Source organism: Bradyrhizobium sp. USDA 4449 (assembly GCF_054056275.1).
In genome coordinates this window covers 7301724-7315558 of record NZ_JBSRYD010000001.1, presented here as the reverse complement: position 1 = coordinate 7315558, position 13835 = coordinate 7301724, and the positions used below count along the sequence as shown (strand labels likewise).

Below are 13835 nucleotides of genomic sequence, written 5' to 3'. Positions count from 1 at the left end.
GAAAGCTAAAATCCGCAACATGCGCGCCCCATCGCGCACGCTGCGAAAACGAAATCAGCGGTCAGGCACGAACACGGTGCCGAGCGCGGCCGGGGCGGTCGAGCCGCCGGTGCGCGCACGGGAGAGCAGGACCAGCACGATGACGGTCGCGAGGTACGGCAGCGCCGACATGAATTGCGAGGGAATGCCGACGCCAAAACCTTGCGCATGCAGTTGCAGGATCGTCACCGCGCCGAACAGATAGGCGCCGACCACGAGGCGGCCCGGCCGCCAGGACGCGAACACGACCAGTGCCAGCGCGATCCAGCCGCGGCCGGCGGTCATGCCCGGAATGAAGAACGGTGTGTAGGCGAGCGGCAGATAAGCGCCAGCCAGCCCGGCGCAGGCGCCACCGAACATCACGGCGAAGGTGCGAATGCGCAGCACGCGATAGCCGAGCGCATGTGCGGAGACGTGGTTGTCGCCGCAGGCGCGAAGGATCAATCCCGCGCGTGTTCGATACAGGAACCACCAGGCGCCGATGATGAGCGCGATGGAGAAATAGACGAAGCCGTCTTCGCCGAACAGCACATGGCCGATCAGCGGAATCTCGGTGAGGCCGGGAATGTTGAGATGCTCCGCCGGCGAGATGCGTTCGCCGACGAAGCCTGCGCCAATCAGTCCGGACAGTCCGACGCCGAAGATCGTGAGTGCGAGCCCGGTCGCGACCTGGTTGACGGCAAGCCCGAGCGCCATCAGCGCGAAGATCAGCGACATCAGTATTCCGGCGACGATGCCGAACAGTGCGCCGATGAAAATTGATCCGGTGAGCCACGCGCCACCAAAGCCGCAGGCGGCGCCGACGATCATCATGCCCTCGACGCCGAGGTTGAGCACGCCTGAGCGCTCGGTCACGAGCTCGCCGGTTGCCGCGATCAGGAGCGGCGTCGATGCGGCGAGCACCGACAGGATGATGGCTTCAACCAGCTCCACGGGCCACCTGATGGTTCGGGAAGACGAGCTTGAAGCGGTAGAGGATAAGGGAATCGCAGGCGAGCACGTAGAACAGCAAAATGCCCTGGAATACCTTGGTGACGTCCAACGGAATCTTCATTGCGATCTGCGCCTGCTCACCGCCGATAAAGGTCAGTGCGAGAAAAAGGCCTGCAATTAATATTCCAAGCGGATTCAACCGGCCGAGGAAGGCGACGATGATCGCGGTGAAACCGTAGCCCGGCGAGATGCCCGGCTGGAGATGTCCGACCGGGCCCGCGACCTCGATGATGCCGGCAAGGCCGGCCAGCGCGCCCGATACCGCGAAGGTCAGGATGACCAGCTGGTTGGCATTGAAGCCGCCGAACCGCGCGGCGCGCGGGGCGGCGCCCACCACGCGTATCTCGAAGCCCTTGATGGTGCGCCCGAGCAGGATCGCGGCCGCGGCGACCACCAGCAGCGCGATGATCGCGCCGAGGTGCAGTCGGCCTCCCTCGATCAGCACCGGCACCGTTGCGACCGGATCGAAATCGGCCGTGGTCGGGAAGTTGAAGCCGTTCGGGTCGCGCCAGGGACCGCGGACGAGATAGTCCAGCAGAAGGTCGGCGACATAGACCAGCATCAGGCTGGTCAGGATCTCGCTGGCGCCGAACTTCACCTTGCAGACCGCCGGGATCAGCGCATAGAGCGCGCCTGCGGCAGCCGCGAGCACGAGCATCACAGGTAGAACCCAGGCGCCGGCGTCGGTGCCTTGAGTCTTCACCGCAATCCAGCTTCCGGCAACCGCTCCGATCAGGAATTGGCCTTCCGCGCCGATGTTCCAGGCGTTCGCGAGATAGCAGAGCGACAGTCCGATCGCGATCATCACCAGCGGCGTCGCCTTCACCGCGATCTCCTGGAGCGAATAGCCGTCGGTCAAGGGCGCGACGAAATAGGCCTGCAAGGCCAGCAGCGGATTCCTGCCGAGGATCGCGAACAGGATGGTCATGGTCACGATCGTCAGGCCGATCGCTATCAACGGCGAGACCAGCGCGATCGTGTTGGAGCGCTCAGTGCGCTTCTCAAGCACCAAGTGCATGCGCGGCCTCCCTCGGCTCGAGGCTGCTGCCGCCCATGAGCAGGCCGAGCTTCTCGCGCGTCGCTTCGCTTGCCGCGAGCGGAGCCGATAGCCGGCCGTGGAACATCACGGCGATGCGGTCGGCGATCTCGGCGAGCTCGTCGAGATCCTGGCTGGTCACCAGCACCGCGGCGCCTGCGGTCGCGAGATCAAGCAGGGCCTGGCGGATGACGGCGGCAGCACCGGCATCGACGCCCCAGGTGGGCTGGCTGACCACCAGCACGGCCGGACTGCGCAGGATCTCGCGGCCGACGATGAATTTTTGCAGATTACCGCCGGAGAGGGATGCCGCTTCCGGATCGCGCTTGGCCTTGCGAACGTCAAACGTCTCGGTCGCCTTGTCCACCGTCTGCAGCGTCGCTGCCGTGTCGATGAAGCCGTGATGGACCATGCCGCTGGCGGCGTGGCCGGTGAGCAGCGCGTTCTCGGACAGCTTCATGCGGGGCGCGGTGCCGTGGCCGAGCCGCTCTTCGGGCACGAAGGCGGCACCGAGTTTGCGGCGCTTGGTGATCGAGAGGTGGCCGGCGGCGATCCCTTCGATCACCACCGTGCCGGGATCGTTCGACAGCCGCTCACCGGACAGTGCTGCGAACAATTCATCCTGGCCGTTACCGGCGACGCCGGCGATGCCGAGGATCTCGCCGCCCTTCAGCTCGAACGAGATATGCTCGAGCCGAACCCCGTGTGCCTGGTCGGGCGGGAGCGAGAGGTCGTTGACGACCAGCCGCGGGATCGTGGTCTGACGGCCGGCGGCCGCCTTCACTTCCCTGATCTCGCCGCCGACCATCATGCGAGCGAGCGAGGCGGCGGTCTCGCGCTTGGGATTGCAGGTCTGGATCTTCCTACCGCCACGCAGGATCGTCGCGGTGTCGCAGAGCCGCTTCACCTCTTCGAGCTTGTGGCTGATGTAGAGGATGGCGCGGCCTTCGGCCTTGAGGCGCTCCAGCACGACGAAGAGCTGGTCGGCCTCCTGCGGCGTCAGTACCGCGGTGGGCTCGTCCAGGATCAGGAATTTCGGGTCCTGCATCAGCGCCCGGACGATCTCGATACGCTGGCGCTCGCCGATCGACAGTTGCCAGACCTGGCGCTTGGGATCGAGCGGCAGGCCGTAGGTCTTCGACACCTGCTCAAGCCGCGCCGACATGTCCCTGAAGGATTCGCTGCCGTCGAGGCCGAGCGCAACATTCTCCGCGACGGTGAGATTGTCGAACAGCGAGAAGTGCTGGAACACCATGCCGATGCCGCGGCTGCGTGCCTCCGAGGGGCCGGACAGCACGATTCGTTCGCCCCGCCAGCGGATCTCCCCGGCAGAGGGCTGGATCAGCCCATAGATCGCCTTCACCAACGTCGATTTGCCGGCCCCGTTCTCGCCCAGCAGCGCATGGATTTCGTTCGGCCAGACGTCGATGTCGATCGAATCGTTGGCGAGGAAGTCTCCATACCGCTTGGTGAGCCCGACCGTCGTGAGCAACGGGGACTCGCCGGAATGCGGGCCGTTAGGCGTCGGATCTAACATTCGCTGATACGCTGGCATGGGACGAATTGCCTCAATAGTGGGCTAGTTTAAACCGCCGCGTAAGGTGTGAAAAAGCGTCATCCCTTGCTTAACGCTTCGGCACGGCCGGTAGCCGCGAGTCGCGGTCGTCGTCGGACCAAAATTCCTTCCTGGTGATGGGCCGGAGACCGTTGCGGCGTAGCCTGCAGGCGAGGCCTGTTGCAAATTTGTGACGGTTTAGAGCAAATCGGAACCCACTGGGCAGGCTTGACGTGATGTTGAGCAAAATCGCGCCAGCTTGCGTATGCAAGGCGGGTTCTCCACGACAGCCGTTGCCAGCATTGGCATTTGCGTCGCTCGGTCGGGATAAAACGCAAACGAAATCAACCGGGAATGTTTGGCATTGCGTTGCCGATCCTGCGCGGCATCGACACGCAAGAACCCTGAGATTCCCGCGCTGAATCGTCACTCATTGCCGAAACATGCGGCATGCCTTGAAAAAAGTTGAGGCTTCTCACTCCGGGACATCGGCGCAAGTGTCGCACCCAAGGGACGTTGATTTTACGTGTCCAAACTTGGGGGTATTCAGGATGTCGTTTCGTTTCAAGGCAATGGCAGCAACGGTGCTGTCACTTGCTACGCTGGCCAACGGTGGCTGGGCTCTCGCGGCGGATTTGCCGGTCAAGGCCGCCAAGAAAGCGCCTGACCTTCCGTTCTTCCTGGTGATCGACGACCGCGTGTCGTTCTCCTGGATGCCGAAGGGCACCGACCCCGGCATGTGGAGCACCCGCCCGGATGGCAGCATCAACGGCACCACCGCAAAACAGGTCTATTCCTTCACCCATTTCGATGCCTGGGCCTACGGCACCAACTTCTTCACGATCTCGATGTTCAAGTCGGGTCATAATGATCCCGCCTCGCCCTGCACCGCACCGGGCGTGACGATCACCGGCGGCGCCGCCGACTGCGCTGGCGCGACCGAGATCTACGGCCTGTTCCGCTCGACCTTTGGCTGGAATGAGTTGTTCAACACCAAGACCTTCACCGCGGGCCCACTGCACAACGTCTCGTTTGAAGTCGGGATGGACGCCAATACCGAGAACAACTTCCTGGCGCCCGCCAAGCGCGACGTCGTGGCCGGTCTGCAGTTCGCCTTCGACCTTCCGTACAAGGGCTACATCGACGTCGCGCCCTTGGTGTACTGGGAGTTCCTGAATCACAACGCGTTCACGCAATGCGGATTGTTCGGTGCGGGTGTTGCCGGCGTGACCTGTAATTCGGATGGCAATGTCAGCTATCGTCCGACCTGGGCGGTCGAAATCAACTACTACATGGACCTCGGCTTCCTGCCGCCGAACATGCAGTTCTGGTCGATCAGCGGGCGCGCCGGCTGGTACGGCCCGAAGGGCGATTCGAACGGTCTTCCCGCGCTCTCGGGCATCGGCCGGTTCTCAACCGCCTCCAAGACCGAGCTGAACAGCGAGCCGATCCGTCTGACGTTCGACGCGTCGAAGGCCGCCTGGGGTGACAAGTACTCGCACTTCGTCGACCTCTGGGTCGCCTACCGCTACTGGCAGAACAAGTTCGGCCTCGACCACAACGCCATGGCTGGTGTCTGCACCGTCGCCGCGACCGGCCAGAGCACCAACAGCTGCACCGAGTCCACGGTCTACGGTGGCGTCACCGTGAAGTTCTGATCGAGCCGACACTTCAGGATCGAGTGGCGCCGCGCAGGGATGCGTGGCGCCATTCGTGTTCGGGAGAGCCGCGGCCGGGTGGGGCGTGCCCACCACTTTTACTCCCATTGCACGAGACGGTGTGGCCGGTACTGGAACGCCTTTGCCCACCCCGTACTGTTCTGTCGTTCAGCGACGACCTAAACTCCATGCGCTCGTGTCGACCGGCCTCGACTTCAACCGCGCGCTGCGAAGCTTGCGCGGCTTGTGTGGGGTTGTCTTCATCGAGCCGATACGGCGCTTGGCAGCATAGCCCGAGGGCAACGTAGCCGTAGGATGGGTTGAGCCCTTGCGAAACCCATCGCTACTCTATCTCCGCTCTCCGTAGTCGCAGTCATCATCCGACAAATCGCCCGCCCAATCGGCCGGATAATTGCCCAGCTCCACGTGACGATGAAACGACGACGCAGCCCAGTCGCACACCCGGTCGACGAGCCCATGCTTGACGGGGTTGACGTGAACGTAATCGACGTGCCGCTCGAAATCGTTTTCGTCGCGAATGGTGTGCTCCCAATATCTGCGTTGCCAGATGCCGCGTTCACCCTTGGCCGAGCGGCTTTGGGATATCCGTTCGTTTGACGGCAGGCGGCGTGAGAAAGCGGACTTGATCAACCGCCAACGCATGGCAAAATCGGCGTCGCCTTCGGGCAATGTCCAGACGGTGTGGAGGTGATCAGGCAAGATCACGATGGCCTCGATCGTGAATGGATGACGCCGGCGCGTCTCCCGAAACGCCGCACGCAGCAACTCGACATGGTCCGTCAGCAACGATAGCTTTCGCTCCGCCAGATTGACGGTGAAGAAGAAGCATCCACCCTGAACGAAGTTGCGGCGGTACGCGGTCATGGCGCGACGTTACCACGAAACAGGTGCGATGGGTTTCGCAAGGGCTCAACCCATCCTACGGGCTGGACTGCACCCTGATATTGGACTTTACCACCGCGCCAGTCGGGACGTTGAGAGTCAGGGTCAACGTCTGATTTGATATGGGCGAGTTGGAGCCCGTAGGATGGGTTGAGCCCGTGCGAAACCCATCGCTACTCTATCTCCGCTCTCCGTAGTCGCAGTCATCATCCGACAAATCGCCTGCCCAATCGGCCGGATAATTGCCCAGCTCCACGTGACGATGAAACGACGACGGGGCCCAGTCGCGCACCCGGTCGACGAGCCCATGCTTGACGGGGTTGATGTGAACGTAATCGACGTGCCGCACGAAATCGTTTTCGTCGCGAATGGTGTGCTCCCAATATCTGCGTTGCCAGATGCCGCGTTCACCCTTGGCCGAGCGGCTTTGGGATATCCGTTCGTTTGACGGTACGCGGCGTGAGAAAGCGGACTTGATCAACTGCCAGCGCGTCGCGAAATCGGCGTCACCTTCGGGCAGCGTCCAGACGGTGTGAAGGTGATCGGGCAACACCACGATTGCCTCGATCGTGAATGGATGACGCCGGTGCGTCTCCCGAAACGCCGTGCGCAACAACTCGACATGTTCCGTCAGCAACGATAGCTTTCGCTCCGCCAGATTGACGGTGAAGAAGAAGCATCCACCCTGAACGAAGTTACGACGGTACGCGGTCATGGCGCGACGTTACCACGAAACAGGTGCGATGGGTTTCGCAAGGGCTCAACCCATCCTACGGGCTCTATCTCCGCTCTCCGTAGTCGCAGTCATCATCCGACAAATCGCGCGCCCAGTCGGCCGGATAATTGCCCAGCTCCACGTGACGATGAAACGACGACGTAGCCCGTAGCCCGTAGGATGGGTTGAGCCCTTGCGAAACCCATCGCTACTCTATCTCCGCTCTCCGTAGTCGCAGTCATCATCCGACAAATCGCCCGCCCAATCGGCCGGATAATTGCCCAGCTCCACGTGACGATGAAACGACGACGCGGCCCAGTCGCGCACCCGGTCCACGAGCCCATGCTTGACGGGTTGATGTGAACGTAATCGACGTGCCGCTCGAAATCGTTTTCGTCGCGAATGGTGTGCTCCCAATATCTGCGTTGCCAGATGCCGCGTTCACCCTTGGCCGAGCGGCTTTGGGATATCCGTTCGTTTGACGGCAGGCGGCGTGAGAAAGCGGACTTGATCAACCGCGAACGCATGGCAAAATCGGCGTCACAGCATCCACCCGGAACGAAGTTGCGACGGTACGCGGTCATGGCGCGACGTTACCACGAAACAGGTGCGATGGGTTTCGCAAGGGCTCAACCCATCCTACGGGCATCGCCTTCGGCGACTGGCTAGCCGCGTTTTCAAATGTGCGATCATGGCATCATGCCACTGTTTTGCCCGACGCATCAAGCGATATTCGAAAAATACGAAGAAATTCCGCAGCGGCCTCGTGCCGGCGAGCGGTCGCGCTTCTACTGTGCATGGGGTTGTTTTCGATTTTTTGGAGAACCTACTTCGCCCACACGCCGTCGTGCAGCGCTGCGGCCTCGTCTTCGAGCAACGGCCCCACCACCTCGGTCGGCCGCTGGCCACTGGCAAAGACATCGCGGCAGGGCAGGTCGAGCGTCGGGTTCTCCGGATGATCGCCGGTGATGGCGCGCAGGCGGTGCTCGCTGAGGCCGTAGACCACGCGGCCGATGCCGGCCCAGTAGATCGCGCCCGAACACATCGCGCAGGGTTCGGCGGAGGAATAGAGTGAGGCTGATGCCAGCACCTCGCGGCTCAGCGTGCGGCAGGCCTGGGTCGCCGCGAGGCGCTCGGCATGTGCGGTGCCGTCATGGTCAGGCATGTAGCCGTTCTCGGCTTCGACCAGCACCTTGCCGTCGGCATCGACGACGATGCAGCCGAAAGGATGGTTGCCGTGGTTGGAGGAGCGCCGGGCGACCGCGAAGGACAGACGCAGGAAGTGTTCGTCGCTCAGGCCGTCCATCGCGCCTCCGCGGTCAGTGTCCCGCCATGTGCCGGCCGACCTCGGTGAGATCGGCTTCGCTCGTGCGGGCTTCATACACGAATTCACCATGGAACATCACCACCAGTCGATCAGACAGCTCGAGCAATTCGTCGAGATCCTCGCTCACGAGCAAGACTGCGGCGCCGCGGTTGCGTGCGGCCATGACTTCTGCGTGGATCTGCGCCACGGCTGCGAAGTCGAGGCCGAAGCAGGGATTGGCCGCGATCAGGACCTCGACGTCACCAGCGAGTTCGCGTGCGAGCACGGCGCGCTGGACGTTGCCGCCCGAAAGTGCCGAGATCGGCGTGTCCGGCGTGCGGGTCTTGATCTTGTACTGGCCGATCTTCTTGCTGGCATCGTCGCGAAAGGCGCCCCGGTTGAGCCACCAGCCGCCGCTGGCAAAGGGCGCGCGGTCGAACTCGCGGAAGGCGATGTTGTCGGCAACGCTCATGCCGCCGACGCAGGCGTTCTTCAGCGGCTCTTCGGGCAAGAGCGACATCTTGTGACGCCGCATCTCCTCGCGGCTGGCGTGATAGGGATCGCCGGCGACGCGGATTTCGCCGCCTTCCGCCTCGCGCTGGCCGCCCAAGACCTCGACGAGCTGGCGCTGGCCGTTTCCGGAGACGCCGGCGATGCCGACGATCTCACCGGCGCGCACGGTGAGTGTAACGTCATGCACAGCAATCGCGCCGGCATCATCGAGTGCGCGGAGCTTCTCCAGCGCCAGCCTGACCGTCCCCGTTTCGCCGGTCCGCGGCGGCTGGACCGTCAGCTCCTCGGCGCCGATCATGGTGCGCGCCATCGCATCGGGCGTGAGCTCGGAGACCTTGCCGGCACCGGCGAGCTTGCCGCGGCGCAGGATCGTCACCTCATCGGCGAACGCCATGACCTCGCGGAACTTGTGCGTGATCATCAGGATGGTCAGCTCCCCCTTGACGACCATGTCTCGGAGCATGCCGAGCACCTCGTCGGCCTCGGCCGGAGTCAGCACCGACGTCGGCTCGTCCAGGATCAGGAAGCGGCGCTTCAGATAGAGCTGCTTCAGGATCTCGCATTTCTGCCGCTCACCGGCGGAGATATCGGATACTTTGGCCGAGAGCGGCACCTTGAAAGGCATGCGCGCCAGGAAGGCCTCGAGCTCCTTCATCTCCTTCGGCCAGTTCACCAGGGCCGGCACGTGGTCGCGCGCCAGCACGAGGTTTTCGGCAACCGTCATGGCCGGCACCAGCGTGAAATGCTGGTAGACCATGCCGAGGCCAAGCGCGTGGGCGTCCTTCGGATTGGTGATGGCCTGCTCGCGGCCGCCGACGAGAATGTCGCCCTTGGTCGCGTGATAGTAGCCCATGATGCATTTAACCAGCGTCGATTTGCCGGCCCCGTTCTCGCCGAGCAGCACGTGGAACGACCCTGGTCGTACCTTCAGCTCGACATTGTCGAGCGCCAGGAAGTCACCGAAGCGCATGGTCATGGCGACGGCGTCGACACCGAAGGCGCCCGAAGGCGGAGGCTGCTCGCCGATGATCACGAAATCGCTCCGATGAAAGCGTCCGACGTCGAGACCGCGCCGAACACGCCGCCCTGCATCTTGATCATCTTGAGTGCATGATCGTGGTTGCTCTTGTCGGTCGCGCCGCAACAATCGTGCAGCAGCACGCATTCGAAGCCGCGATCGTTGGCCTCGCGCATGGTGGTGTGGACGCAGACGTCGGTGGTGATGCCTGTGAGAACGATGTTCTCGATGCCTCGCACGCGCAGAATCAATTCGAGATCGGTCGCGCAGAACGAGCCCTTGCCGGGCTTGTCGATGATGGGCTCGCCCGGCAGAGGCGCGAGCTCCTCGATGATGTCCCAGCCGGGCTCGCCGCGCACCAGGATGCGGCCGCAGGGGCCGGGATCGCCGATGCCGGCGCCGATCTGGCGGGAGCGCCAGCGCTTGTTGGCGGGAAGATCAGAGAGATCCGGGCGATGACCTTCGCGGGTATGGATGATGTGAAAGCCTTGGGCGCGCATGACCGCGAGCAGCTTCTTGATCGGCTCGATCGGCGCCCGCGTCAACGAGAGATCATAGCCCATCTTGTCGACATAGCCGCCAATGCCGCAGAAGTCCGTCTGCATGTCGATGATGACGAGCGCGGTGTTCTGCGGGCGGAGATCGCCGTTGTAGGGCCAGGCATAAGGCTCGGACTTGATGGTGCGCTCGGGCATGATGGGCTCTCTAGCGGGTGATCGACAGTTCGGCCGGGGCTCCGGTCAGCGTGCGTTTCGGCGAGCAGGTGATGATCATGATCGCCAGCGTCAGGACGTAAGGAGCCGCGTTGAAGAGGTGATAGCCTGAAGTCACGCCGACGGATTGCAGCGCCGGCCCGAGTGCTGCGGCGCCACCGAAGGCGAGCGAAGCCCACAGGCAGAGCAGCGGATCCCAGCGGGCGAAGATCACGAGCGCCACGGCGGTGATGCCTTGGCCCGATGACAGGCCCTCGTTCCAGCTGCCGGGATAGAACAACGACAGGAACGAGCCGCCGATGCCGGCAAGGAAGCCGCCGACCATCGTCGCACGCAGGCGGATCAGGAGAACGGAGTGGCCCATCGCGCGCGCCGCATCCGAACTTTCGCCGGCGGTCCGGATCAGCAGGCCCCAGCGCGTGATGCGGAAGGCCCAATAGAGGGTGGGTGCGAGCGCGACACCGATCAGGAACAGGACGTTGACGCGCAGGGCGGCGCGGACTTGCGGGATGTCGCTCCACCAGCCGAAATCGATGGCGGGCAGGCGTGGCGCGGTGGGCTCTATCAGCGGCTTGCCGAGATAGAACGCAAGGCCTGTGCCGAACAGCATCAACGCGATGCCGACGGCGACGTCGTTGACGCGCGGCAACGAGCAGATGCCGGCATGTAGCGCGCCCAGCAGTGCACCCGTGATGCCGGCGGCGAGCACGCCGAGCCAAGGCGATCCCGTGAGATAGGAAATGCCATAGGCGCTCATCGCGCCCATCACAAGCGTGCCTTCCAGGCCAAGATTGATGCGGCCCGAGCGCTCGGTGATGCATTCGCCGAGGCTGACGAACAGGAAGGGCGTGGAAACGCGAATGGCGCCGCCGAGCACGGCGAGGGGGACAGTCCAGAGTCCGATCGATCCCTCTGCCATCTCAGGACTTTCCCTTCAGGAAACCGATGCGGCCGTAGAGCGCGTCGCTGGCGAGCACGAAGACGAAGATGATGCCCTGCAGCACCAGCCCGGAGGCATCGGGCAGCCCGAGGCGGCGCTGCAGCAGGCCGCCGCTGGCGCTGATACCGCCGAGCAGGATGGCGACGGGAATGATGGCGAGCGGATTTTGCCGCGCCAGGAAAGCAACGAGGATGCCAGTGAAGCCGTAGCCCGCCGCAAGATTGGCGTTGGTGCGGCCCTGCACGGCGGCGACCTCGACCATGCCGGCAAGCCCGGCGGCGCCACCTGCGAGGAAGCAGATGGTCAGGATCAGCTTGCTGACGCCGAGGCCGACGATCTTGGCAGCGCGGATGTTGCCGCCGGCAACCCGCGCGGCGAAGCCGAACACGGTGTGATAGATCAGGATGTAGGCGGCGATCGCGGCGCCGAGGCCGAACACCAGGCCCCAATGCACGTCGGTGCCGGGAATGGAGCCGATCATGTTGGCGGCGCCGATCTCGCGGGTCGACGGTTTGTTGAGGCTGGCGGGATCCCGCATCATGCCTTCGACGAGATGATTCAGGATTGCGAGCGCGATGTAGACGAGCAGCAGGCTCGAGATCGTCTCGTTGACGCCGCGATATTGCCGCAGCGCGCCAGCGAGCGTGATCCACAACCCGCCACCGATGACGCCGGCAATGACCATGGCGATCTGCACGACAAGCGGCGGCATGCCCTGAAGCAACAGTGCGGCGCTCGTTGCCGACAACGCGCCGATCAGCAGCGCGCCTTCGCCACCGATGATGACCATGCCGAGCTGCGCCGGCAGCGCGGTGCAAAGCGCGGTCAGGATGAGGGGTGCCGCACGCGTCAGCGTGTTCTGCCACGAGAACCAGGTGCCGAACGCGCCGTAGTACATGTAGAAATAGAGGTCGAGCGGATTCTTGCCGAACAGCATGACGAAGATGCCGAAGATCGCAAGTGCCGCGGCGACCGCCGCGCCCGGGATCAGGACATACTCGATTGTGCCGCCGTGACGCTGGAGAAAGCCGGGGTCTGCGGTCGGGGCAATTTCCCCGACCGCATCGGCCGAATCCGCCGCCTCTGTCGTCACGAAGTCGCTCCGATCACGCCTTCGACGAGATAGTCCATCTTTTCGAGCTCGGGATCCTTCTGGCCGCGATCGGTGCCGGCCGCAATGACCGTTTTGCCCTTGTTGTCGACCAGCCCGCCCTTGAAGATCGCGTAGCCTTCGGCCGAGAGGAATTTTGCCTTGATCTCGTCGGCATGCTTGCGCGCCTCGGCGGAGACGGCTTCGCCATAGGGCGAGGTCTTGACGATCTCCTCCTTGAGGCCGCCGCGGTAGAAGTTCGGGATGCTCTCGCCGGCGGCGATCATCTTCACGAACTTCGGGTAGAGCGCTTCCCAGTTCCACTCGGCACCCGTGAGATAGGCCTTCGGCGCGAGTGGCGACTGATCGACATGATAGCCGCACACCATGGCGCCGCGGCGCGCCGCGTTCTCGACCATGGTCTTCGGACCGTCGACATGGCAGGTGAGGACATCCACCCCCTGATCGATCAGGCTGTTGGTGGCTTCGGCTTCCTTGACTGGCATCGACCAGTCACCGGTGAAAATCACCTGCGTGGTAGCTTTGGGATTGGCGAGCTTCGCGCCGAGCGCGAAGGCGTTGATGTTGCGCAACACCTGCGGGATCGGCTTGGCCGCGACGAATCCGAGCTTGCCGGTCTTCGAGGTATAGCCGGCAACGATGCCCGAGATGTACTGGGCTTCGTCGATATAACCGAAATAGCTGCCGGCGTTCTTCGGGTCCTTGTCGGTCCAGAGGCCGCCGCAGTGCTCGAAGTGAAGCTTCGGGTACTTGGCCGCCATCTTGACGATGTGTGGATTGTAGTAACCGAACGAGGTCGGGAAGAGCAGGCTGGCGCCGTCGAGATTGATCATGGACTCGATCGTCTTCTCGACCGCGTCAGTCTCCGGCACCTTCTCTTCCTCGACGACCTTGAGGCCGGGAATCTTCTTCAGCGCCGCCGCCCCCTGCGCATGTGCCTGGTTGTAACCGTAGTCGTCACGCGAGCCGACATAGATGAAGCCGATGGTGGTCTCGGCCGCGAAGGCCGGGCGGGCGCCCGCCGCTGCGCCGAGGGTGAGGGCCGCGCCCGCCTGCAACACATGACGTCGTGAAATCCTGCCAAAATCCATTGTTTGCTCCCCTTGGCGGCTGAACCGCCTCAATCTCGCGGCTGCGCCGGTCTGGCGGAGCCCGGGATAGGATGTCGCAAGCTTCATGCCAGAGAGGAAAGAAGCGCCACTTTCGTATAAGCTATTGAAATACAATACATATATGAAGTGTTTGAATCTTGGTCACAAATGGTATTGATCGAAAATTAGGCGAAATATCTGCGTTGTATGCAATCGAGTTGGGCAGGCCTGTCCGGTGCTGCGC

Annotated in this window: 12 protein-coding genes and 1 pseudogene; 1 reads left to right on the top strand and 12 read right to left on the bottom strand. The window is 63.3% G+C overall.

Annotation, left to right across the window (positions count from 1 at the left end):
• Nucleotides 1-54: 54 nt before the first annotated feature.
• The 3 genes from ACVIIW_RS34490 to ACVIIW_RS34480 are packed head-to-tail and all read right to left on the bottom strand — an operon-like array spanning nt 55 to nt 3605.
• Nucleotides 55-972 carry an ABC transporter permease gene (locus ACVIIW_RS34490; RefSeq protein WP_456704786.1) on the bottom strand — a complete coding sequence of 306 codons (918 nt, stop codon included), beginning with the start codon at nt 970-972 and terminating at the stop codon, nt 55-57.
• On the bottom strand, nt 959-2050 hold the full coding sequence (locus ACVIIW_RS34485) for an ABC transporter permease (RefSeq protein WP_456704785.1): 1092 nt from the start codon (nt 2048-2050) through the stop codon (nt 959-961). Before ACVIIW_RS34485 ends, ACVIIW_RS34490 begins: the two co-directional genes overlap by 14 nt.
• Entirely contained in the window at nt 2034-3605 is a 1572-nt protein-coding gene (locus ACVIIW_RS34480; RefSeq protein ID WP_456704784.1) for an ABC transporter ATP-binding protein, read from the bottom strand. The genes ACVIIW_RS34485 and ACVIIW_RS34480 overlap by 17 nt, the downstream gene beginning before the upstream one ends.
• A 569-nt stretch (nt 3606-4174) precedes the next feature.
• Between ACVIIW_RS34480 and ACVIIW_RS34475 the strand changes: the two genes are divergently transcribed.
• Nucleotides 4175-5281, top strand: coding sequence for a hypothetical protein (locus ACVIIW_RS34475; protein WP_456704783.1), 1107 nt, complete (start codon nt 4175-4177; stop codon nt 5279-5281).
• Between the two features lie 348 nt (nt 5282-5629).
• On the opposite strand, the gene ACVIIW_RS34470 is transcribed toward ACVIIW_RS34475, so the two are convergent.
• The 9 genes and pseudogenes from ACVIIW_RS34470 to ACVIIW_RS34430 all read right to left on the bottom strand — a co-directional run bounded on the left by ACVIIW_RS34470 (nt 5630) and on the right by ACVIIW_RS34430 (nt 13591).
• Entirely contained in the window at nt 5630-6166 is a 537-nt protein-coding gene (locus ACVIIW_RS34470) for an REP-associated tyrosine transposase (RefSeq protein WP_456704782.1), read from the bottom strand.
• 196 nt (nt 6167-6362) lie between these two features.
• Nucleotides 6363-6899, bottom strand: a complete 537-nt coding sequence (locus tag ACVIIW_RS34465; RefSeq protein WP_456704781.1) for an REP-associated tyrosine transposase — start codon at nt 6897-6899, stop codon at nt 6363-6365.
• Nucleotides 6900-7112: 213 nt separating this feature from the next.
• Nucleotides 7113-7441 (bottom strand): annotated as a pseudogene (locus ACVIIW_RS34460) (REP-associated tyrosine transposase); the annotation flags it as partial.
• Between the two features lie 284 nt (nt 7442-7725).
• Nucleotides 7726-8205, bottom strand: coding sequence for a nucleoside deaminase (locus tag ACVIIW_RS34455; RefSeq protein ID WP_456704780.1), 480 nt, complete (start codon nt 8203-8205; stop codon nt 7726-7728).
• A gap of 13 nt (nt 8206-8218) precedes the next feature.
• Entirely contained in the window at nt 8219-9751 is a 1533-nt protein-coding gene (locus ACVIIW_RS34450) for an ABC transporter ATP-binding protein (RefSeq protein ID WP_456704779.1), read from the bottom strand.
• Nucleotides 9748-10431: a biuret amidohydrolase gene (gene biuH, locus ACVIIW_RS34445; RefSeq protein ID WP_456704778.1), complete on the bottom strand. Its 684-nt coding sequence runs from the start codon at nt 10429-10431 to the stop codon at nt 9748-9750. Before biuH ends, ACVIIW_RS34450 begins: the two co-directional genes overlap by 4 nt.
• Nucleotides 10432-10441: 10 nt before the next feature.
• A complete protein-coding gene (locus ACVIIW_RS34440) occupies nt 10442-11368 on the bottom strand; it encodes an ABC transporter permease (protein WP_456704777.1) in 927 nt (308 codons plus the stop codon).
• Nucleotide 11369: 1 nt separating this feature from the next.
• Nucleotides 11370-12482 (bottom strand): ABC transporter permease, encoded by a 1113-nt coding sequence (locus ACVIIW_RS34435; RefSeq protein WP_456704776.1) that lies wholly within the window; start codon nt 12480-12482, stop codon nt 11370-11372.
• On the bottom strand, nt 12479-13591 hold the full coding sequence (locus ACVIIW_RS34430; RefSeq protein ID WP_456704775.1) for a BMP family ABC transporter substrate-binding protein: 1113 nt from the start codon (nt 13589-13591) through the stop codon (nt 12479-12481). The genes ACVIIW_RS34435 and ACVIIW_RS34430 overlap by 4 nt, the downstream gene beginning before the upstream one ends.
• Nucleotides 13592-13835: the final 244 nt, after the last annotated feature.